Annotated in this window: 17 protein-coding genes and 2 pseudogenes; 11 read left to right on the plus strand and 8 right to left on the minus strand. The window is 68.5% G+C overall.

Annotated elements, in window-relative coordinates; genetic code table 11:
- Positions 1-83 precede the first annotated feature (83 nt).
- The 4 genes from OG207_RS41745 (at position 84) to OG207_RS41760 (ending at position 3,928) form a co-directional block, all read left to right on the plus strand.
- The gene (locus tag OG207_RS41745; protein WP_329106672.1) at positions 84-1,091 is read left to right on the plus strand and encodes a hypothetical protein; all 1,008 of its coding nucleotides are present in this window, start codon (positions 84-86) and stop codon (positions 1,089-1,091) included.
- A gap of 114 nt (positions 1,092-1,205) precedes the next feature.
- A complete protein-coding gene (locus OG207_RS41750; RefSeq protein ID WP_329106674.1) occupies positions 1,206-2,369 on the plus strand; it encodes a serine hydrolase domain-containing protein in 1,164 nt (387 codons plus the stop codon).
- A 198-nt stretch (positions 2,370-2,567) separates the two neighbouring features.
- The gene (locus OG207_RS41755) at positions 2,568-3,080 is read left to right on the plus strand and encodes a MarR family winged helix-turn-helix transcriptional regulator (RefSeq protein WP_329106676.1); all 513 of its coding nucleotides are present in this window, start codon (positions 2,568-2,570) and stop codon (positions 3,078-3,080) included.
- Complete coding sequence (locus OG207_RS41760; RefSeq protein WP_329106678.1) at positions 3,077-3,928, plus strand: alpha/beta fold hydrolase; 852 nt, start codon at positions 3,077-3,079, stop codon at positions 3,926-3,928. The genes OG207_RS41755 and OG207_RS41760 overlap by 4 nt, the downstream gene beginning before the upstream one ends.
- A gap of 142 nt (positions 3,929-4,070) precedes the next feature.
- Here OG207_RS41760 and OG207_RS41765 read toward each other — a convergent pair whose 3' ends face one another.
- The 3 genes and pseudogenes from OG207_RS41765 to OG207_RS41775 all read right to left on the minus strand — a co-directional run.
- On the minus strand, positions 4,071-4,622 hold the full coding sequence (locus OG207_RS41765; protein ID WP_329106680.1) for a GNAT family N-acetyltransferase: 552 nt from the start codon (positions 4,620-4,622) through the stop codon (positions 4,071-4,073).
- A gap of 561 nt (positions 4,623-5,183) precedes the next feature.
- Positions 5,184-6,053, minus strand: coding sequence for an acyl-CoA thioester hydrolase/BAAT C-terminal domain-containing protein (locus OG207_RS41770; protein WP_329106682.1), 870 nt, complete (start codon positions 6,051-6,053; stop codon positions 5,184-5,186).
- A gap of 265 nt (positions 6,054-6,318) precedes the next feature.
- Positions 6,319-6,420, minus strand: a pseudogene (locus tag OG207_RS41775) (pyridoxamine 5'-phosphate oxidase family protein); the annotation flags it as partial.
- Positions 6,421-6,584: 164 nt separating this feature from the next.
- Between OG207_RS41775 and OG207_RS41780 the strand changes: the two are divergent.
- Positions 6,585-7,127 (plus strand): hypothetical protein, encoded by a 543-nt coding sequence (locus OG207_RS41780; RefSeq protein WP_329106685.1) that lies wholly within the window; start codon positions 6,585-6,587, stop codon positions 7,125-7,127.
- A gap of 890 nt (positions 7,128-8,017) precedes the next feature.
- Complete coding sequence (locus OG207_RS41785) at positions 8,018-8,245, plus strand: hypothetical protein (RefSeq protein ID WP_329106687.1); 228 nt, start codon at positions 8,018-8,020, stop codon at positions 8,243-8,245.
- A 62-nt stretch (positions 8,246-8,307) separates the two neighbouring features.
- On the opposite strand, the gene OG207_RS41790 is transcribed toward OG207_RS41785, so the two are convergent.
- Entirely contained in the window at positions 8,308-8,712 is a 405-nt protein-coding gene (locus OG207_RS41790; protein WP_329106689.1) for a hypothetical protein, read from the minus strand.
- Between the two features lie 326 nt (positions 8,713-9,038).
- On the opposite strand from OG207_RS41790, the gene OG207_RS41795 reads away from it, so the two are divergent.
- The 3 genes and pseudogenes from OG207_RS41795 to OG207_RS44190 all read left to right on the plus strand — a co-directional run.
- Positions 9,039-9,638 carry a TIGR03086 family metal-binding protein gene (locus OG207_RS41795; RefSeq protein WP_329106691.1) on the plus strand — a complete coding sequence of 200 codons (600 nt, stop codon included), beginning with the start codon at positions 9,039-9,041 and terminating at the stop codon, positions 9,636-9,638.
- 1,008 nt (positions 9,639-10,646) lie between these two features.
- Positions 10,647-11,051 carry a transglycosylase SLT domain-containing protein gene (locus tag OG207_RS41800; RefSeq protein ID WP_329094937.1) on the plus strand — a complete coding sequence of 135 codons (405 nt, stop codon included), beginning with the start codon at positions 10,647-10,649 and terminating at the stop codon, positions 11,049-11,051.
- A 435-nt stretch (positions 11,052-11,486) separates the two neighbouring features.
- Positions 11,487-12,477: pseudogene (locus OG207_RS44190) on the plus strand (Tn3 family transposase); the annotation flags it as partial.
- A gap of 28 nt (positions 12,478-12,505) precedes the next feature.
- Here the strand turns inward: OG207_RS44190 and OG207_RS41815 are convergent.
- Together OG207_RS41815 and OG207_RS41820 are read right to left on the minus strand one after the other, a co-directional pair.
- A complete protein-coding gene (locus OG207_RS41815; protein WP_329106693.1) occupies positions 12,506-13,231 on the minus strand; it encodes a dienelactone hydrolase family protein in 726 nt (241 codons plus the stop codon).
- A gap of 280 nt (positions 13,232-13,511) precedes the next feature.
- A complete protein-coding gene (locus tag OG207_RS41820) occupies positions 13,512-13,712 on the minus strand; it encodes a hypothetical protein (RefSeq protein ID WP_329106694.1) in 201 nt (66 codons plus the stop codon).
- A gap of 269 nt (positions 13,713-13,981) precedes the next feature.
- Here OG207_RS41820 and OG207_RS41825 point away from each other — a divergent pair, with 269 nt between their 5' ends.
- Complete coding sequence (locus tag OG207_RS41825; protein WP_329106696.1) at positions 13,982-14,968, plus strand: aldo/keto reductase; 987 nt, start codon at positions 13,982-13,984, stop codon at positions 14,966-14,968.
- A gap of 2,347 nt (positions 14,969-17,315) precedes the next feature.
- Complete coding sequence (locus tag OG207_RS41830) at positions 17,316-17,780, plus strand: lamin tail domain-containing protein (protein ID WP_329106698.1); 465 nt, start codon at positions 17,316-17,318, stop codon at positions 17,778-17,780.
- Between the two features lie 352 nt (positions 17,781-18,132).
- On the opposite strand, the gene OG207_RS41835 is transcribed toward OG207_RS41830, so the two are convergent.
- Together OG207_RS41835 and OG207_RS41840 are read right to left on the minus strand one after the other, a co-directional pair.
- A complete protein-coding gene (locus OG207_RS41835) occupies positions 18,133-18,672 on the minus strand; it encodes a hypothetical protein (RefSeq protein ID WP_329106700.1) in 540 nt (179 codons plus the stop codon).
- Between the two features lie 11 nt (positions 18,673-18,683).
- Complete coding sequence (locus OG207_RS41840) at positions 18,684-18,998, minus strand: hypothetical protein (RefSeq protein WP_443072845.1); 315 nt, start codon at positions 18,996-18,998, stop codon at positions 18,684-18,686.
- Positions 18,999-19,474: the final 476 nt, after the last annotated feature.

Genomic DNA, 19,474 nt, shown 5'->3' on the forward strand with positions numbered 1-19,474 from the left:
TAGCTTTTAGTCATTCGCGAACGAGCGATGCGAACCCGAGTCGGCCCGGTCGAGGGCTGCTCGTCACCCTGATCGGAGCCCTCATGACGTCCTTACTCACACCCGTGCGTGCCTGGCACCGGCCGCTGGTGGTCTGCGCCGTCCTCATGTTCGGTCTGGTGCTCGTTTCCGGCGTCGGAACCTTCGTCGACGGGCGGACGCTGCTGGACGAGTCGGTATGGGTGAAGCCGCTCAAGTTCGGATTCGCCTTCGGCCTCTACTCGGGCACGCTGGCATGGCTGCTGACCAAGCTGACGAGGGGCAGGCGGCTGGGGCGCTTGCTGGGCACCGTCTTCGCGGTGGCCGCCACCGTGGAGGTGGGCGCCATCACTGCCCAGGCGGCGCGCGGCACCTTCAGCCATTTCAACGCGGACCAGACCGACCCGGTCACTCTGGCCATGGTCCCCCTCCTCACCTTCGGCGTGATGGTCATCGTCATCGCGCAGTTGGTCCTCGCGGTCGTCGTCCTGATCCAGCGCACGGGCGGAGCCGCGCTGAACCGCGCCATCCGCTCCGGTCTCGCACTCGCCACCTTCGGCATGGTCGTACCGGTCTTCTGGATGGTCACGGAGATCCACTCCCGTACGGTGACCGACGCCAACGGCCACTCCGTGCAGATGTACCAGGGCCATGGCATCGGCGACCCCGACGGCCACGGCATGCCCCTCACCAACTGGAGCGTGACCGGGGGCGACTTCCGGGTTCCGCACTTCTTCGCCCTGCACGGCATCCAGGTGCTCCTCCTGATCGCCGCGGTACTGGCCGCCCTGGCCGCCGAGCGCGTCTGGCTGCGCGACGAGAAGGTACGGGCCCGCCTGGTCGGCAGTGCGGCCCTCGGCTACACGGGTCTGGTCGCGGTGGTGACCTGGCAGGCGTGGCGCGGACAGTCCCTGATCCATCCGGATGCCGCCACCCTCCTCGCCCTCATCGCGGTGCTGCTGCTCACGGTCGGGACCACCGCACGAGTGATCGTGACCGCCAAACGCGCCACCGCCGAGCGTGCCACGGCGCGACCGACCGGAATTCCCGAGCCCGCCCACCTGGCGCGCTGACGCCACGTCGCTGGCCCGACCAACCGACCAACCGACCAACCGACCCACCCACCAACCCACCCACCAACCCACCCACCGACCGACCGAACCCGAACTCCCGAAAGGAACACCGACATGACCCGTCACTCTTCCCCCGAGGCGATCGCAGAGGGCACGCCGGCGGTCCCCGCGGCGGACGTCACCACCACCCCCGCCCGCGCCGCACTGCAGCAGGTCCTGGACCGCGCCGCCGCCCCGGGAGGCGCTCCCGGCGTCGTCGTCGACGTACGAGACGGCCACGGTCCGTGGTTCGGCTCGGCAGGCGTCTCGGACACCGGGACCGGGGACGAGCGCCGGCCGGGCGAGCGGTTCCGGATCGGGAGCACGACGAAGGCGTTCACGGCCACGCTGGTCCTGCAGTTGGCGGCCGAGGGCAGGTTGGGCCTTGATGACACGGTGGAGCAATGGCTGCCCGGGATGGTGGCGGGCAACGGCTACGACGGCCGTGCGGTCACCATCAGGCAGTTGCTCAACCACACCAGCGGCATCTTCAACTACGGCAACGACGAGCAGTTCTTCACGAAGGGCATCGGTGCGGCCTGGTTCGAGCACCGCTACGACACCTACGCCCCCGAGCAGTTGATCAGGATCGGCCTGGCCACCCCACCGTCCTTCGCTCCGGGGGAAGCCTTCCTGTACTCCAACACCAACTACTTCCTGGCCGGCCTGATCTTCGAGAAGGTCACGGGCGTGACGTTGGCCGATGCGCTCATCCAGCGGATCGCCCGCCCCCTGGGGCTCACCGGAACCTACCTGCCGGGCACGGAACCGACCATCCGAGGGCCGCACCCCCGGCACTACTCCACCCTCTTCGCCTCCGACGCCCGACCCGAGGTCCACGACGCGACCGAGATGAACCAGTCCTTCGCCTGGGCGGCAGGCGGCGTCATCTCGACTACGCGCGACCTGCAGCGCTTCTTCGGCGCACTGCTCCAGGGCCACCTGGTGCCGGCCGAGCAGCAGCAGGAGATGTTCACCACCGTCGACACCGCGGGACCCGTCCCGTGGATCCCCGGCACCCGGTACGGCCTGGGCGTCTTCTCCTGGGCGCTGCCGTCCGGCGTCACGGTCTGGGGCAACGCGGGTGCGACGTACGGCTCGTGGACCTGCGCCATGGGCTCCCGTGACGGCAAGCACCTGCTCACCAGCCAGGTCAACGGCGACTGGAGCGGCCTGGGCGTCTTCGGCGACATCCTCACCACCGAGTTCGGCGCGGCGACGGCGGCCGGCGGGAGCTGACGGCGCCGACAGCCGGCAGTGCCCGTACGGCGGAGGGTTCCGCCGGCCCCCGTCCTTCTGCGGGCCGGACGCGTGCAGGCAGTCGCGTCCGGCCCGGACCGCGTCCACTCGTACGCCCAGTCGCGTACGAGTGGACGCGTTCGGGCTCTGTCGCTCCGAACCTAGCCACGATGACATCAAAGATGTCATGATGACACCATGAGTGGCGTTCAGCGTACGAATGACGAGCCCCCGGTCGGGTTCCTGCTGTACGAAGTCATCCGCAGCCTGTGGCCGCTCCACCGTACGATCGTGCGTGCCGTGGAGCGGGAGCTGGTGGGCACGGGCATGACGGCCGGTCAGCACGCGGTGATCGACGAGTTGCGCAGGGGCGGCCCTCGAACCGTCCCTCAACTGGCCCGTCTGCTGGGCCTGGACCGGCAGCCGGTCCAGCGTCTGGTGAACGATGCGACGGCCCTGGGGCTGACCGAGAGCGCCCCGAACCCGGAGCACCGGCGCTCGCACCTGATCAGGCTCACCCCGAAGGGGGAGGCCACCATCAGCAGCATCCAGGAAGCCGAGGACGCCGAACTGCGGCGCCGCCTGGCCGACCTTTCCGCAGGTGACGTCACGACGGCCTTGAAAGTACTCCGCCGCCTCGGCGAGGAATTCAAGGAGCTCGCGCAAGACGCCCAGCCGCCCCCGAAGGACCGAGGAGACGACACACCATGACACACACGCGGATTCATCCTGTTACGGCCGGCACCTTACCCATCGAGGCGGGCGAGCTCTTCTACGAGTCGGCAGGCGAAGGCCCCACCGTCATACTTCTGCACGGCGGCATGCTCGACCTGAACATGTGGGACGAGCAGTTCTCGTGGCTCGCGGGCCAGGGGTACCACGTCGTCCGCTTTGATGCCCGCGGGCACGGGCGTTCCTCCACGGTCACTCAGGACTACGCCCACCATGACGATGTGCAGGCCCTGCTCACCCACCTCGATGTCCCTTGCGCCACGCTCATCGGGCTTTCCCTCGGTGCCCGGACCGCCCTGGACATGACGTTGGCCCATCCGGAAAGCGTCTCGGCACTGGTCCTCGCCTCACCCGGGGTGAGCGGCCGGCCGTTCACCGACCCGTACGTCGCGCACCACACCGCACAGCAGATGGCCGCGGTGGGTGACCGGGCAGGCGGTGCGCAGCGGTTCGTGGAGCACTTTCTCCGGATGTGGGTGGACGGGCCGTTCCGTCAGCCCTCCCAGGTCGACCCCGACCTGCGCGAGCGGATGCGCGCGTCGGCAACCGCAAACGTCGTCCGGCACGCCGGTGGCCTCGGGGCGGGTGTACCCGGAGAGATCGGGGCAGCGGACCGGCTGGCCGCCATCGCCGTGCCCACCTTGGTCCTCGATGGAGAACTCGACAGCAGCGACATCTCCTCCCACGCTCGGGCCATCGCCCAAGACGTTCCCGGTGCCCGTCACCAACGCCTCCCGTCGGCTGCCCACATGGTCAACCTCGAGAGCACGGAACTCTTCAACCTCGCGGTCGAGTCCTTCCTCGCGCCCGTGATCGGCCTCGGCTGACCACGGTCCGGCGGCGGCTGCGCGCGCGGTGACGCGCGGGGCCGCTGTCGGGCCCCCGGCCGCCGCGCCCGTACTGCTGGTCCTGTGCGGGTGGCGGTGGCGGCCCGTGTCGCGGTTGAACGTCTCGTGCGGTCGGGTCGGCCTACCGCGCGCTGGGCTGCCGTTCACCTGCCGAGATCCGGTAGACGACGTTCAGGCGTAGCGGGCCGGCAGGGACGCTCATGTCGTCGTGGTCCTCGGCGGGGTCATGGGTCATGCCCAGGCGTTGCATGACCGCCCGGGAGCGGAGGTTGGTGGCTGTGGTGATGGCCAGGATCTCCGGCAGGGCGAGGGAGTCGAAGCCGAAATCCAGCGCTGCCAGGGCGGCTTCGGTCGCGTATCCGTGCCCCCAGGCCGTGCGGGCCAGGCGCCAGCCCACCTCGACCCCCGTGACGGGCATGTCCTCGTCGACCGGATCGAGGCCCGTGAAGCCGATGAACTCGCCCGTCGCCGCGACCTCTACCGCCCACCAGCCCCAGCCTCGCCGGTCGAGATCGGCTTGGAAGCGGGCTGCTGCCCCTTCGCTCTGCTCGCGTGTGAGTACATCCTGAAAGTGTTCGCGGACTTCGGCGTCGGCGTTCATCGCCGCCCATGGGGCGAGGTCGCTGTCGCGCCACCCGCGAAGGACGAGGCGTTCGGTTCGTAGTTCGGTCATGGCGTCAACCTAACGCGGCCATCGAGCCGCAGGCGATCGAAAAGGAGAGCGGAGGCGTCAGCTGCGAGCCGCAGGCCTGTGGTTGAGTTCGTTCCCGCTGTCCACCGACCACGGCCGCCCCGTCAATGCCTCCCGCATCGAAGCCGCGGTCCGCGGAGCCGCGCAGCAGGCCGGACTCGGCTGGTCACGCCGCACCAGCTGTGGCACACGCTGGCCGTCCAGGCGATCGATCGGGGCATGTCCCTGGAAGCCATCGCAGCACTACTCGGTCACCGGCCACCGGCCACCGGCGCCCGGCCACTCTCGATGCCACGTGTTTACGCTCGGCTCGCAGCCCCGCACCGTCGCCGACGAGTACTTCGCCGTCTCGGAGAACGTCGAGTCACTCTAGGACGCCCCGCGCGCCAGCTGCCGGCCGACGCAGAGGGGGCGGAGACGGCCAAGTTCCGCCATACCTTCGAACGCCAGTGGGACGACACGGCGGCCGAAGGGCAGATCGCACGGGAGTAGATCTTCGACAGACTCCTCAGCCGACTCGACGAAGAAGCCTCCTGACGGCGGTCAGCAACTGGAGGGAGTTGTTCCGACGAGCTTGTCGAGGATGTGCGGCCACGCAGCCTCCCCCAGGAGCACGTCGGCTTCGGGCGTGCCCCCGTACAGGAAATGCGGGGAGGCGGGCGCCAGGCTCTCGCCCGGAAGGCGCGGTCGGTGGCCGGCATCGTGGCGGGCGATGAGGTGCGCGGTGGTCCCGGCTGAGCGTCGTCGTTCTGCCAGTTGTTCTGCGAAGCGGAGCGAAGGCCACATCGCGTCGTCGCCGCCGGCGACGAGCACCAGGTCAGCCCGGGCCTTGTCGACGGGGATCTCTGCCGGAGGGAGCAGGTGAGCGAAGCTGCGCTCGCTGAGTTCGTACCAGCCGCGGATGGCGACCGGACCACTGCCGTGGTTGACGGGGGCCCAGGAGTCATCCATCGGGACGAAGGGCAAGGGGCGCCCCTGCCAGGTCCAGGAAGACCGGTACGGGCGCTGTTGCCCATCGGGGCCCGGACCCACATTGCACCAGACTCGGGATGTGGGCGACAGCGCGATGACAACGTCCACGCGCGGGTCGTGCACGGCCGTGAGCAGAGCTGCTTCAGCACCCTTGGAGACACCGAGGATGCCGATGCGTCGTACCCCGTTCGCGGTGAGGAAGTCCACGGCAGCGGTGAAGGTTTCCAAGGGGATCTCACAGATTTCCGGAGACTGCCCTGGCCCGCCGAACCAGCGGATGGACAGAGCCACGATGCCCTGCTGAGCGAGGAGACGTGCTCGCTCGCGTTCGATGCGTCCGCTGGAACCGGCTAGCACCAGGACGCCGACGTCACTGCCATGGGTAGGAGCAGCGAGAACGCCTTCCCAGGGATGGTTCAGGTCGTGCTCAACAACGTCCACGGGCTCCCCAGCTCTGCGCTTCGCGGTCAACAAGAGTGTCCTGGACAGCTTCTCAAAGGCAGTCGGAGACCTGACATCGAGACTCGCCTATTGGAGGAGTCCCGCGGACCCGAGGTCTGCGACCATCTCGTTCACCCCGGCGAGCGAGGAGACCAAAACGGTCGCGGAGTACTTCGCATTCGGAGAACCGCTACTGATGCCGCTGCCCGAGGAACCGTTCGAGACGCGCCGGCCGACCACCCCAACAGCCGCCGGGAGAACCGGCCTACGTGTCCGCTCGGGTCCAGAACTGAGGCGGCGCGAACCCTTCGCGCCGCAGCCAGTGCTCGGTATGGACGAACCGCTCGGCCTCGATCACGACGACGGGCGACTTCGCATATCGTCCGGAGACGCTCAGTCGTCACCCACCGTGGCCACTGCACGAAAGCGGGGTGGTGCCCTGAGGGCAGGGGTGTCAGTCAGTGGCAGAGCCACGACCACCGGAACCCGCTACGAGTATCAATGTCAGTGGTGTCGATTACGGTGCGGGGCATGACAGGTTGGATCGGAAGCGGCGTCATCGCCTGGTTGGAAGAGACGCGGTTCGAGGACGAAACCGTGCTGGTGTACTTCAAGGGCGTCAGCCTGACCGACATGGCGGAAGGGCTGATCGCGCAGCACCGGCCGCCGTTCGCACAGGGCAGCAGCGTCGGGCTGGGCGAGTGGGGGGTGATCGTGCATCACATGTACAACGGCGACGACTTCGATCTGATCGACTACCGCAAGCTGTGCCCTGCCGGGGCCGAGCTGGTGGTGTTCGAGCCCAATCCGTGTATCGCCAAGGCACACGGTCCCAAGGCGTACCACTACAGAAGCGGCCAGGTCCGGTCCTGCATTGACTACGAGAATCCCGGCCACGTAGGGGAGTACTGGCCCAACGAGTTGGCATCCCTCATCACAACCGCCGGGCTGGGCTACGAGGACCGGAACTATGAGGAGCGTCTGACCCAACTGATCAGTGATCACCTGGGTCTGCCACCCCTGGACCGCCGCAGCATCACGGTGGACCGCAACCTCATTGCCTCCTATTTCTAGAGGGCACGGTCCTTGCCGTACCGGTGCTCGGACTTCGATGAGCACGTTCTGCGACGGAACGGGAGGATGAAGAACAAGCTCAGCTGGCCGTAACCCATGCCCTCGAACAGCGGCTGGTACTTGCTCCCTCACCTGGGGGTTCACCGGACGTGAGGGTGGCCTCTGCCTGATCCTGCGCATCCGATCAAGGAGCGCACGTGAAGCGGTGGGAGGCCGTGCGGACCAGCCCGCTGGGTGGGGAGCGCGAGTGTGAGGCGTTCGCGTTGCTGTCACGCTTCCGGGCGGAGCCGTACGCGCCGCGCCGATGACCGGACGGGCGGACCCCTTGTTGGCGCTGACGGACGCGCTGCTGTCCTCTGACGGTCTGGTCGATCTCCCGCTCAGTCCGGAACGCCATCGTGGTAGCGGGGCCCTCTAGTGTGCTCTCCATTGAGGTCGCCCAGACCTCGCCCGACTGCGGCGCTCTCTGGCCGGGAGCCGCGACCTCGCCGGACCGCCCGTTCTGCCACACCTACGGGCGGGGACGAGCGAGCACCGGAAGATCCCCGGCTGGCCTTACCCGTTCGTAGCCGCGCCGAGATCGGCCGAATCCTGGACCGAGAACTTGGACGCCGTGCGCCTCGGCCCGCGTCTGTCGCGGGTTTAGGAACCTCCATGCGCGGCTGCCCTCGCCAGCTGATGTTCCCAAGCCCTCCCGCCCAGGTCCCGGACGGCCGCCCGGCTCGAAAAACCTACCGCGTGCCACGCACCACGACGTCGGTCTCGAAGTTGTCACCGGTCGGCCCTACCGACGACCCGCCCACCACTGGACAGGCGCCAAGCCCGCCGAACGGGACTGAGCCCGAGCCCATGACAGTTGCCGGAACCGCCCTACGCTGCGGCAATGCCAAGTGGGACTCCTCGACCGGGCTTTCCATGGTGTGACCAGGAAGGCTGTTCTTCTTGGTGCCGAGGACCGCTACCGCGTCGCTGAACTCGATGAGCCCGTGCCCGGCCCCGGTCAGTTGGCGCTCAAGGTCGCCTACGCCGGAATCCAGTGGGGGACAGGGCCCACATCATGGTTTCGCGACGGCCACGGCAACCTGCTCGGCCGTACCCGTCCTGAGCGCTTCGCCTGACGCGGCGCCGGACGCCGTACCGTCCGCCCCGTTCGTACACCCTCGCGCAGGGGAGCGGAGGGTCAGGGCATTTCGTCCGGGTCGCAGGTCGCGCGGCGTAGCCCGATGGTGCGCAGGGCCCGCATCAGCCCTTCCTCGTCACCTGCGCGGACGAGGTGGACGGCTCCGTCGGCGCAGGCGACGTCGAGATCGCCGGGGGCTGCCCCCGCTCTGGTGCGGAGCACCACCCCGCTGGGCGGGTCAAGGGCGCGTACCCCCTGGAACACGCCGAGCGCGGCCGGGTCGTCACGGAAGCCGCCGGACAGCGTGAGCACGGTGATGTCGGGGAGTAGCACCCGGGCGTGCGCGAGAGCGACGTCGGGTGTGTGGGCGTAGGAGATGACCCGGAAGTGGGGGTTGCGCTGGATCCGCGACCGCAGCAGCTCCAGCTCCGCGCCTTCCGCTACGCCGACTACCAGGACTGTCATCACAGTCCCTCATCCTCCGTCGTGGGGTGGGCACGTCGAGCGGGGCGCGCCGGTCCGTCCGGGGATCGAGTTCGCCCGTTCGTGCGTTGACGCGTACGGGCCTGCCGCCCGTAGTTTCCGGCGGATGCCCGACGACGGCTACGGAACCTGCCCCTCCCAGACTTTGTCCGGGGATCCCCGGGTTCTCGGAGCACCCGTATGCCCCTCCCGTATGGGGGGCATCCCTCCGCCTTGCGGGGGTGCCGCATCTGAGGTCGCGCGCCGATCCACCAAGGAGTACGGGGCAGCCCTTAGCCTGCAGATCCACCATCCGGGAGGAGCGGCAGATGACCGGTACGGCGGCCTTCGATCTCGGACCGCAGGCCCGGATCGTGGCCCGTCTTGCAGCCGCCGTCCCTGATGCGCTACTCGCCGGCCGGACGCCGTGTCCCGCGTACACGGTCGGCGACCTGCTGGGTCACTTAGCAAGCCTCTCCATCGCTTTCCGTGACGCCGCCCGCAAAGACCTCGGCGCCACGACCGAAACGCCTCCCGGCCAGGCCGCGCACCCTCTACCCGCCCGCTGGCGTGAGGACCTGCCCAGGGTCCTTGGCGAACTGGCGGAGGCCTGGCAGGACCCGGCCGCCTGGACCGGTATGACCCGGGCGGGTGGTGTGGACCTGCCCGGCCCCGTTGCGGGGGTGGTGGCCGTTGACGAGCTGGTGGTGCACGGATGGGACGTGGCCCGGGCGACCGGTCAGCAGTACGTACCCGATCAGGTGGCGCTGCGCGCCTCGCACGCCTTTCTGCTGGCGGCCGCGCGGGAGGATGGCCGCGACGGGGGCGTTTTCGGGGCCGTCGTGCCCGTGCCTGAGGACGCCCCACTGCTGGACCGGGCCATTGGACTGAGCGGGCGCGACCCGGCCTGGACGCCGCCGCCCCCGTGACGCAGAGCGCCCGGCCCGCGCAACGTCCGGCCCGTCCGGCCCGTCCGGCCTGGACGTGGCGGCTGCGCCCTGAACGCAGAACACCCGGCCCGAGCACAGTGCTACCGCCCGCGAACGTCGAGGTCGCGACCCCACCAGCTGGAGGGCCCTGCCCGCGATCAAGGTCCACGGCTGATCAAGGGCTTCGCGGCCTTCCTCCGGATCGACTGGGACGCCGTTGTGAACGGCCTGACGCTCCCCTGGAGCTCCGGCGCCGCCGAGGGGCAGGTCACCCGCACCAAACTGATCAAAGGCCGGCCGTACGGCCGAGCTTCCTCCGCCTTCTTGCGAGCCGTCGTCCTCGCCCAACCATCCTGATCCTCACAGCACCAGGCGCGTCGCCCGTACTTGGACTCCGTGTGCACCCGTTCGTGAAGCTCGGCCTGATGGAGGGCAGCTCTTTCGCCGCCCAGCCCGAAGGGCTCACAGATGTCCGCCACCGTTTTCGGCGTCTTCCCCAGTACCCGTGAGCCGATCTGGAGGAGCCTTTAGAAACCCGCCTGCACGTCGTATCTGCACCCCTCGCCAAGACCCTCACTTCCCGCAGTCGGCCCGTCTCGCTTTGGTCGTTAGGTGGTTCTGGTTGCCGGCTGGTCGTGCTCGAGAGGGGTTCGGCTGATCACGGTCGGTGAGATTCGGGTGTCTCGGGGGTGACCCGCCCCATAGGGTCCACGTCACATACGAACCGGGGTAGTAGTCCCTGACAGGCCCCCGTATCGGCCCTAGGAGTGGCCTTTCACCTGCGCGGATGTTTGCCGTGCTGTCGGGGGCTGGTGGTTGTTGGCTGCGAGGGTCGTTAGTAAGAGGGGTCGTTGCCAGGGGGTCGGGGCGTCTGTAGAACTGGATGAGTCGCCAGGCGGCACGGGTGCTTCACCCGCCGCCGACGAACCCCTCTCCACCGCGTGAGTGGCTCACGCATGTCTTCGACATGTTTGCGACCGCCCTTGTTCCCTGTGGAAGGTTTTCTCCGTGTCCAACGCCATCATTCGCCGCATCGCCCTTTCGAAGAAGGCCCTCGCGGGCACCGTCGTCGCCCTGGGTGTCGCCGGTTCCATGCTCGCCACGGTTCCCGCCCAGGCGGCCCCGGTGAGCGCCAAGGCGATCGCGCAGCAGATGATCAAGGACCCGGCCCAGTTCGCCGCCTTCGACAAGATCATCTCTCACGAGAGCGGCTGGAACCACACCGCGACCAACCCCTCCTCCGGCGCGTACGGCCTGGCCCAGGCCCTGCCGGCGTCGAAGATGGCCTCCGCGGGTGCGGACTGGAAGACCAACCCGGCCACCCAGATCAAGTGGGGCCTGGACTACATGAACGACCGCTACGGCAGCCCGGTTGGCGCCTGGAACTTCTGGTCCGCCAACCACTGGTACTAAGCCACCAGCGGACAACCATACTGACGAGAACGCCCGGCCCGGACTACCCGGCCGGGCGTTCTTGCGTCCGCAGCCGTCACCGTGGGGTGTGTGCTTATCGGTCGTGTCGCCGATCACGGACGCGCAGCCTGGTACATGCACCGGCAACCCGGTCGGCAGGGCTGCCTCGGTATTGCCCAATCGTGTGGCGGTGCCCCTGCGACCTGCTGAGCTCGGCGAACTCGGTCTCGTTGATCGACGGAACGTTCATGATCATTGCCCTCAGGCTCCAGATGATTGCCTTCGGACGGGTCACCGACGCCTCCGGCGCCGTGGGCGGCGCCGGCGTGGACACACGCCGAGGGCCCGAAGGCGCTGTTCGATCACGCGGTGGGCTGGCTGCGCCGCAACCGGGTGCTGCTGCCGGGGGTGAGCGTGCCGGCCGCCGACGCGGACGACGGGTACGGCGTTCGCCCGCGTGCTGGAGCGGCTGGACGACATCGGCGCGCACCGGCTCGGGCGGTTGAAGGCCCGCTCGCCTCGGTGGACGGGTTGCGGTTCGTCGTCCCCGTGCGGACCGTCAGCGCGGCGCCGTCGCCCAAGTACTTAGGGTTCAAGCGGGGCATCACCTGGCTCAATGGGTCAACGGCCAGGTCACGGGCATCCGGTAGATGGTCGTGCCCGGCACCCCGCGCGACTCCCTGTACATTCGGGACGCGCTGCTGAGCCTGGGCGGCGGCGTGAAGCCGGAGAGGGTGACCACCGACAACGCCTCTTACTTCAACATGGTGTTCGGCCTGTTCAAGATCCTTGGCCACAACTTCGTCCCCCAGTTCCGCGACCTGGATGACCAGCGGTTCTGGCGGGCGACGATGCCCGGTGTCGGCACAGGAACGTACGGCGTGGCGGAGGCCCTGGCCCGCAACCGCGTGAACCCGAACAAGTTGATCACGCACTGGCCGGACACGCTGAAGGTCACCGGTTCCCGTTGGGCGAGGCGTTCGCCGAGTACGGGCGGATCGCCAAGACCGAGCACCTGCTGCGGGTGGTCGATCCGGTGGACGACACCCATCGGCGGCAGGTGAACCGGCAGCTCACTGTGCAGGAGTCCCGCCACAAGCTTGCCCGGGACGTGTGCCACGGTAAGCGCGGCACCATCCATCAGCCGTACCGCGACGGCATGGCGTACCAGCTAGGCGCCCTCGGCCTGGTCCTCAACACCATCGTGCTCTGGACGACGAAGCACATCGACGCCGCCGTCGCCCAGCTGTGGGGCGAGGGCCCCGAGATCGTAGAGGAGGACATCTCCCACCCGTCCCCGCTCAAGCACCGCAACCCGAACCTGCTCGGCCGCTTCAGCTTCACCGCCCAGGTCCCGGCCGCCGGCGCCCTGCGCACGATGCGTGGCCCGCACGCGCCGGAGCTGGACGAGGACGAGGACGGCGGGCATCAGCGAGCGTCAGTAGCCGAGCACATCACTGCGTTACGGGTAGGCACTCGGCGAGCAGGTCGACGATGTCGCGCCAAGCTCGCTGTGCGTGTCGCGGGTGGTAGCCGACACCGGGGGGCACGGCGTGGTCGACCGGTGGGTGGTGGAAGGCGTGCAAGGCTCCGCCGTAGACCGTGACGCGCCAGTCGACGCCTGCGGCCTGCATCTCGGCGGAGAATGCCTCTCGCTGCGCGGGCGGCATGATCGGGTCTTCCGAACCGACTCCGGCCCACACCGGGTAGCGAATGCGTGCCGCCTCGCCCGGTCGGCCCGTGGTCAGTGCATTGACTGTCCCGATCGCGCGCAGGCCGACCCCGTCGCGCCCGAGTTCCAATGCAATGGCGCCCCCGGTGCCGTATCCGATAGCCGCGATGCGGTCGACGTCGGCCCGCGGTTCGGCGCGCAACACGTCAAGCGCCGCGTGGCCGATGCACCGCATCCGGTCGGGATCGGCGAGCAGCGGCATGCAACGGGCCAGCATCTCCTCGGGATCGCTCAAATAGCGCCCGCCATGTAGGTCAAAGGCCAGCGCCACGTACCCCAGCTCCGCCAGGGCCTCGGCCCGGCGGCGCTCGACGTGGCTGAGTCCCATCCCCTCGGGTCCGATCAGGACTGCGGGCCGGCGATCGGTACCAGCCGGGAGCGCGAGGTGCCCGACCATCGTCAGGTGGTCGGCTGGATACTCCACTGCACGCGTTGTGACCGTCGTCATGCGATTGGACTGTAATGACCGTCGAGTTCGCTCGGACGGTTGTTCACCGCTGGCGGACAGTGGTCCGTCTGGGCTGCGTCTCCGGGGCGTTGTCAGCCCGTCGTCAAACGATCGTTTGACGGCAGGGCGGCGGCACGTCCAATGAACCCGTGCAATCCGGGGGTTCGCGGCGGCCCGAATCCAGTCAGATCCGATGCTGATTGCTGACAGGGTCTCAGCGCCAACCGCCGGACCTGTGTTCCCCGAGGCCGGTCCTGGGCGCGGCCGTCGACGGCCGGGGTCAGCGGCGGCGGTTGAGTTCGCCCGGTGGGATGTACAGCCTGCGCGCGGGGGACAGCTTGTCGAAGCGGGCCTGTTGGCGGGCCTGTTCCTCCATCTGCAGCCCGTCGAGATTCTTCGTCCGCGTGGCCCTGTCGTTCCAGAGGAGGAACGCGACCAGTGCGGCGACCGGCAGTCCCAGACACGCATAGAAAATGATCAAGCCGTTCATAGTCCCCCCAGCGAAGATCAGCAAGCATGCTGAGTCTGCTGGCGGCGACGTGTACGAGTCAAGGGTGGGCGTTTGACGGGCCGTGTTCGTCCGTCCTTGAAGGCCGTGTTTTCCCTGCATGTTGCAGAGGGACGGCCGTCGTCGGTGCGTGGATGGGAGCATGTATTGCGCGCGGCCCGAGACGTTGGCGCGGGTTGACTTGGAGCGTGCTCCAACGCATAGCGTCCTGAGCAGTGATTCCGAGCTCAGGAGGCAGCAGTATGAGCAACCTTCCCGTCCGGCACCTGGGCGGCCTGGTGGTTTCGGCGCAGGGCCTGGGGTGCATGGGCATGAGCCACGGCTACGGTGCCACGGACGACGCACAGTCCATCGCCACCGTGCACCATGCTCTCGACCTGGGTGTGACCCTTCTGGACACCGCAGACTTCTACGGTGCCGGGCACAACGAAGAACTGATCGGACGGGCCGTCGCCGGGCGCCGCGACGAGGTCGTGCTGGCAACGAAGTTCGGCTTCGCCAATCGCCTGGGTGAGCCCACCCGTGTCCGCGGCGACGCCGCATACGTGCGTGAGGCGTGTGACGCGTCGCTGCGTCGGCTCGGGGTCGATCACATCGACCTCTACTACCAGCACCGGGTCGATCCGCAGGTGCCGATCGAGGAGACCGTCGGCGCTATGGCCGAACTCGTAGAGGCCGGAAAGGTTCGTCACCTCGGGTTGTCCGAGGCCGGCGCGCACACCATCCGGCGGGCACATGCGGTGCACCCGATCGCCGCGCTGCAGAGCGAGTGGTCGTTGTGGACCCGCGACCTCGAAGCGGAGATCGGCCCTGCCTGCCGCGAACTCGGCATCGGGCTGGTCCCGTTCTCCCCGCTCGGGCGCGGCTTCCTGACCGGCCGGTACAGCTCGGTCGAAGGGCTGGCGGAGAACGACGTGCGGCGCAGCCAGCCGCGTTTCGCCGATGGCAACCTCGGGCGGAACCTGTTGATCGTCGAGAGGCTGAACGGGCTCGCCGAGGCGAGGGGAGTCACCGCCGGCCAGCTCGCGCTGGCCTGGTTGCAGCACTGGGGCAACGACGTGGTACCCATCCCCGGCACTCGGCGACAGCGCTACCTGGAAGAGAACCTCGCGGCCCTGGCCGTCGAGCTGTCCGCCGATGACCTCGCCGCCCTCGAGGCCGCCGCCCCACCCGAGCAGGTCGCGGGCACCCGCTACGACGCGACCAGCCTCACCTTCGTCGGCAACTGAGCCCGAGAGGCGGACCAGCAGTCGGGGAAGGATGCTCCGCGCCAGCTGAATGACGACCGGCCGGTGCAGATCGCGGACATGCGGCGCGGCGGCGACGCGGTGATGCGGTGATGCAGTGATGCGTGCCGAGCTCTGCGTCAACTGGGCCTACCATGTCTGGTCCGGGCTGAGCACTGAGGGCAGGGGGAGTGGGCCAGGGTCCTTTCGACGACCGGCAGGTCGCCCTTGCTTGCGCGGCGCTCGACCGTGCCTCGGAGCGCTGGGCCGGGGTGGTAGAGGGCGACACCCTCACCTGGCACTGGTAAGGGCCGGGGCGCGCCGCTGAGCGCAGCCGGCATGGACGAGGCGTGGGCGAACCCCACTTCCGTACCTCGGCAGCTGGCCGCGATGCCCACCGTTCAGCAGCGCGGTCAGGCGCTGCTTGGCAGCCTGAAGCTGCTTCCGTGCAAGCTCCACGTCGGCCTGGAGTTGATGAAGGCCGGAGCTGCCCGCCCATCGCTCGTCGAAGCCCAGGCGCCCTGTACCAGTCGCGCTCTCCGCCCGCACCTTGGCTTCGTGGACCTCGTACTCTGCCCTTGCCGCCTCCTGGGAGTCCAACGCGCGCGCCAATGCACGTTCGACCGCTCGGAGAACTCTCTCAGACCTCAACACGTCTGCCTGGACTATGTAGAGGTTCGGCGGTTCGGAAGACAACACGGACTCCTAAAGGGCAACGATAGGGAAGGCAGCACACCGAGCTGTGCATCAACCCAGCCACCGAACGAGACAGCTGCGGCATGGCCCCAGACCAGCCCGCGGGGGCCTACTACATGCTTCGCTGCTCCTTGAGCAGGGCCATCGTCACATCGGGAGTTCGCTGCCGTCGGGCCGCTGCTCCGCGCTGGCCAGATGTCGGAGGTTCTCTTCGTGGTCTCCCATCTGCTCTTCGTGCCAACTTCGGCGCCGTTCCTCGCCCGGGATCGTCGGAGCGGTCCGTGCCGCCTCGAGCTGTTCGTTGATGTCTACCGAACTCCCGCCCCTCGTGTTCCTCGACCCTGAGCCTACGAGGCCGTGCAGCAGGACGGAACGGTAGCCGGGGGTGCGGTCCGCATCCGGTTTCCGTCCCGCAGCACCGTCTCCGCAGCCCCGCCTCCCCGTTTTGCCAGTCCGCGCCTTGGTGTCGTACCCGGACGGCAGCGCCGCCCGCGCCAACGATGCAGACCGTGGGGTCGACCTCCCCGCCGTGCTGGGGGAGCCACGCCTCCAACTGGGTCATGCCCGACGCTGTCGCCCCACGCGGCCACTTGTACATGTTCTCGCTGCCCCTGTCCGTACCCCCGTCGTGGCCGGACGTCCGGCCACCTGTGACCCTTCCACCCGGCACCGACGCGGGGCTGTGCAGTTGCTGGGGCGCCGCGGAGTTCACCTGCTACCGAAACGGGCAGCTGCCTGGGATCCGAAGACGTGAGCCCGCCGCAGGTCCTTCGAATCATCGGGCACCCGACACGGCGAGGCGTCCTATCGTTGACCGGCCCAGCAGGTTTGACCTCGCGGACGTACGGCGAGGGCGGTGCGAGAGCTGCCGCGAGCCGCCCAAGACGACCGCGTGCAGACACTCGGTTTCGCGTTCCTCACCGGGCAGGATGACGAATACGTCGCACGCTTGCGCCGCTCGTGATGGCGAACAGATGTCACCACCAGGGTCAACGGCAGCTGGATCAATGGCGGTTGGGACGAACCGTCGGTACCTTCACCGAGCTGCTGGGGGAAGTTCTGCCGCCGGAGCGATACCTGAGCGCCGGTCACGGAGCGGGCCTGGCCGGTGCTGCGGTTCTTCTTCCTCTGCACTGGGCCGATCGTGTCGTTACGGCGTCGGACTCTGGCGGCCCGAGGAACCTCTGCCCCCTTTCCCCGTGCGGAGTGGAGCCGGTGTGCCCCGAGGCGTCTCGTGTCCGGTGGTGTTGGGCTTTTGCGGGATCTGGCGGGTTGTGATGGGTGTGCGGTTTGTGGGTTTGTGTGCGAAGAATTCTGCAGAACGGTTGTTACTTGGTTGGTTGGTCCGGGTGGGTGAGGTGGGGGAGGGGTGCGCCTGGTGGTGCGCCGGAGCGAGTTGTGTGGGGGTGTGGTGTGTGGGGCGGGTGGGTGTAGGGCTCAGTGAATGTCAGGGGCATGTTCGGGTGGGGTGGGTGCAGTGTGCAGGTGAGTGTGACGGATGTGTCCGTGTCTGGTAACTGGTGTCGGTGGGTGCTGCGGTGGGGTTCGTGTCGGGTCGAGAGTGTGGCCAACGGCTCACCCCGAGCCATTTCCACCACTGTCTCCACCATCGTGTTTCGGTTGGTGAGGCACTGTTCTTGAGGGAGCGTCACCCATGTCTTCTGCTTCTTCCTCCGTGCGTCGTATCGCGGCCACTGTTGTGGCTGCCGGCGCGATCGTTTCTGCTGCTGCTCTGCCGGCGGCTGCGCACGATGGAGGCCGTCATCACCAGCGGCCGCGGGTGGAGATCAGCCGGGTCCAGGCCGACAGTCCCGGACGCGATGACCACTCCAACCGGTCTCTGAACGCCGAGTGGGTGGAGATCACGAACACCACCCGCGATGCGATCAACCTGCGTGGTTGGACGCTGCGTGACAGTGACGGCAACCGCTACCGCTTCGACAACGTCCGTATCGGCTCCCGTGCCACGATTCGTATCCACACCGGTAACGGCCGGGATACCCGTACTGACCTCTTCCAGGACCGCCGCGACTACATTTGGGGCAACCGTGGCGACACGGCCACGCTGCGCGATGAGCGTGGTCGCACCGTTGACACCGAGTCTTGGGGTCGGCGCTAACCTGCCCCGTGTTGGGTCCGCGTGTTGATGGCGTGGAACCTGCGTGAGGTGATCCACCCGCGGCCGGGCTGTGTGGCAACGGGCTACTGACCGGCACGCGAACACGGGCCGTCGCCCCGACCGGGCCACGGCCCACACCACTACCCCCAACGGACGTACCCTGCCCGGTCAGGGTTCGACGGAGGCGTCGTGACGGCGTGTGGACCGCGACCAGGCCCCGTGGCGCTGCCGGCCGCGGGCAGGACCCGGCTGCCGTCACACGTCGCCGGTCACCGTTCCGGTTGGCAGCATTGCGCCCCGCTCCGGCAACGGGCGGGGGCGGTCGGTGGTGACCTGAGGCTGCCTGATGGTGCTACGACAGGCGCTTCTTCGGCTCGGGTTGGGCGTTTACGAGTGCCCACCAGGCGTGGCCGTCGTGGTCGGTGTGGGCGCCGCAGGCGTCGACGGTGCGCAGTGCCGCGACCTCCGTCGGGATCTGTCCTGCACCGTCTTGTTCGGTGATCTGGTGGTTGAGGACCATGACCAGGATCTTGGCGTCCTGGTCGGCGAGGTGGACACTGACGCGTTTCCCGCCGGCTGCCACGGCCGTGTGGACCAGGCCGTGGACCGTCTTGAGGAAGTCGTGCTCGTCCAGCAGCGGGTAGCCCCATTCGGCGACGGCGAGTGCGGCTTGCGCGGCGGCCTTCTTCGCCGCCCATCGGTCCGCGCGGAACGCCAGCACCCTTGCCCGCCGGCTGGTGACGACCAGCCGCGGCGGTACTCCGGTGACGGACTTCGGCTTCGTCACCGGCTGCGGCCGCGGCGGCTCCACCGGCTTCTTTTGCGGCGGCGGCGACTTCGGAGGAAAACTCGGCGGAACTTTCGGACCCTTGGCTTCCACAACCTCGCTCATACCCCACCACGCTACGCCGGTTGACCACTGCCGCGCACCGGCATGGGGCGCCCGGTCCGCCCGGTCCGGTTGGTGAGGAGTTGTTGAGAGGCGGTCAGTGGTGCGAATAGTGTCTGGACGGCGTCGGCGTCAAGGTCTCGCAGGGCGAAGGCGACGGTGGGCCCGGCGACAACGACGCGTCGTTCGAGGCCGCGTGCGGTCAAGGCGTCGTCGATCGGATCGCACAGCTTCCCGCGTCGCGAGACGGTGAGGTGTTCGGCGGTCGCGTAGCGCTCGAGGCTCAGCGGGCCTTCGGCGGGCGCGCGCCTTGCCTGGACGGACGGCACGACGCGGCACTGCGAGCACCGAGGCCAAGTGAGGTAGCGGGCGCCGTCGCCCGGGACGGCGACGCACCTGCCGCTGGCCGAGCGCGGTTTGGACTTCCCGACGGCTGGCGCCGGGCCGGGTGAAAGGTAGGCCGCAACTGCCTTCACCGGACACGTCGCCGGTCTCGGTCACGCCGCGGACCGCGGTGAGCTGACACTGCGCCCGGTCTCCTCCAGTTGGGTGGAGAGGGTCCTGTCGACGCCAACCGGTTCGCGCGCGCCGAAGTGGTTCGCGCCGTGAGTGTGCTGCTAGGGCCTGCGTGGTGTCGTGATCAGCTGCCGGGTTCTGCCCTGTTCGGGGGCTGGAGTCCGGAAAGGCTGGGGTTGTGACGCGTGGGTAACTCGCTGATGCTCAGTGGAATTTCAACGAGTTCGAGGGGGTGATCTGACCTCGCTGCAATGATCTGGAGCGACGACCTCCTCAAAGTCACCGACTG

Source organism: Streptomyces sp. NBC_01439 (assembly GCF_036227605.1).
Classification (GTDB): domain Bacteria; phylum Actinomycetota; class Actinomycetes; order Streptomycetales; family Streptomycetaceae; genus Streptomyces.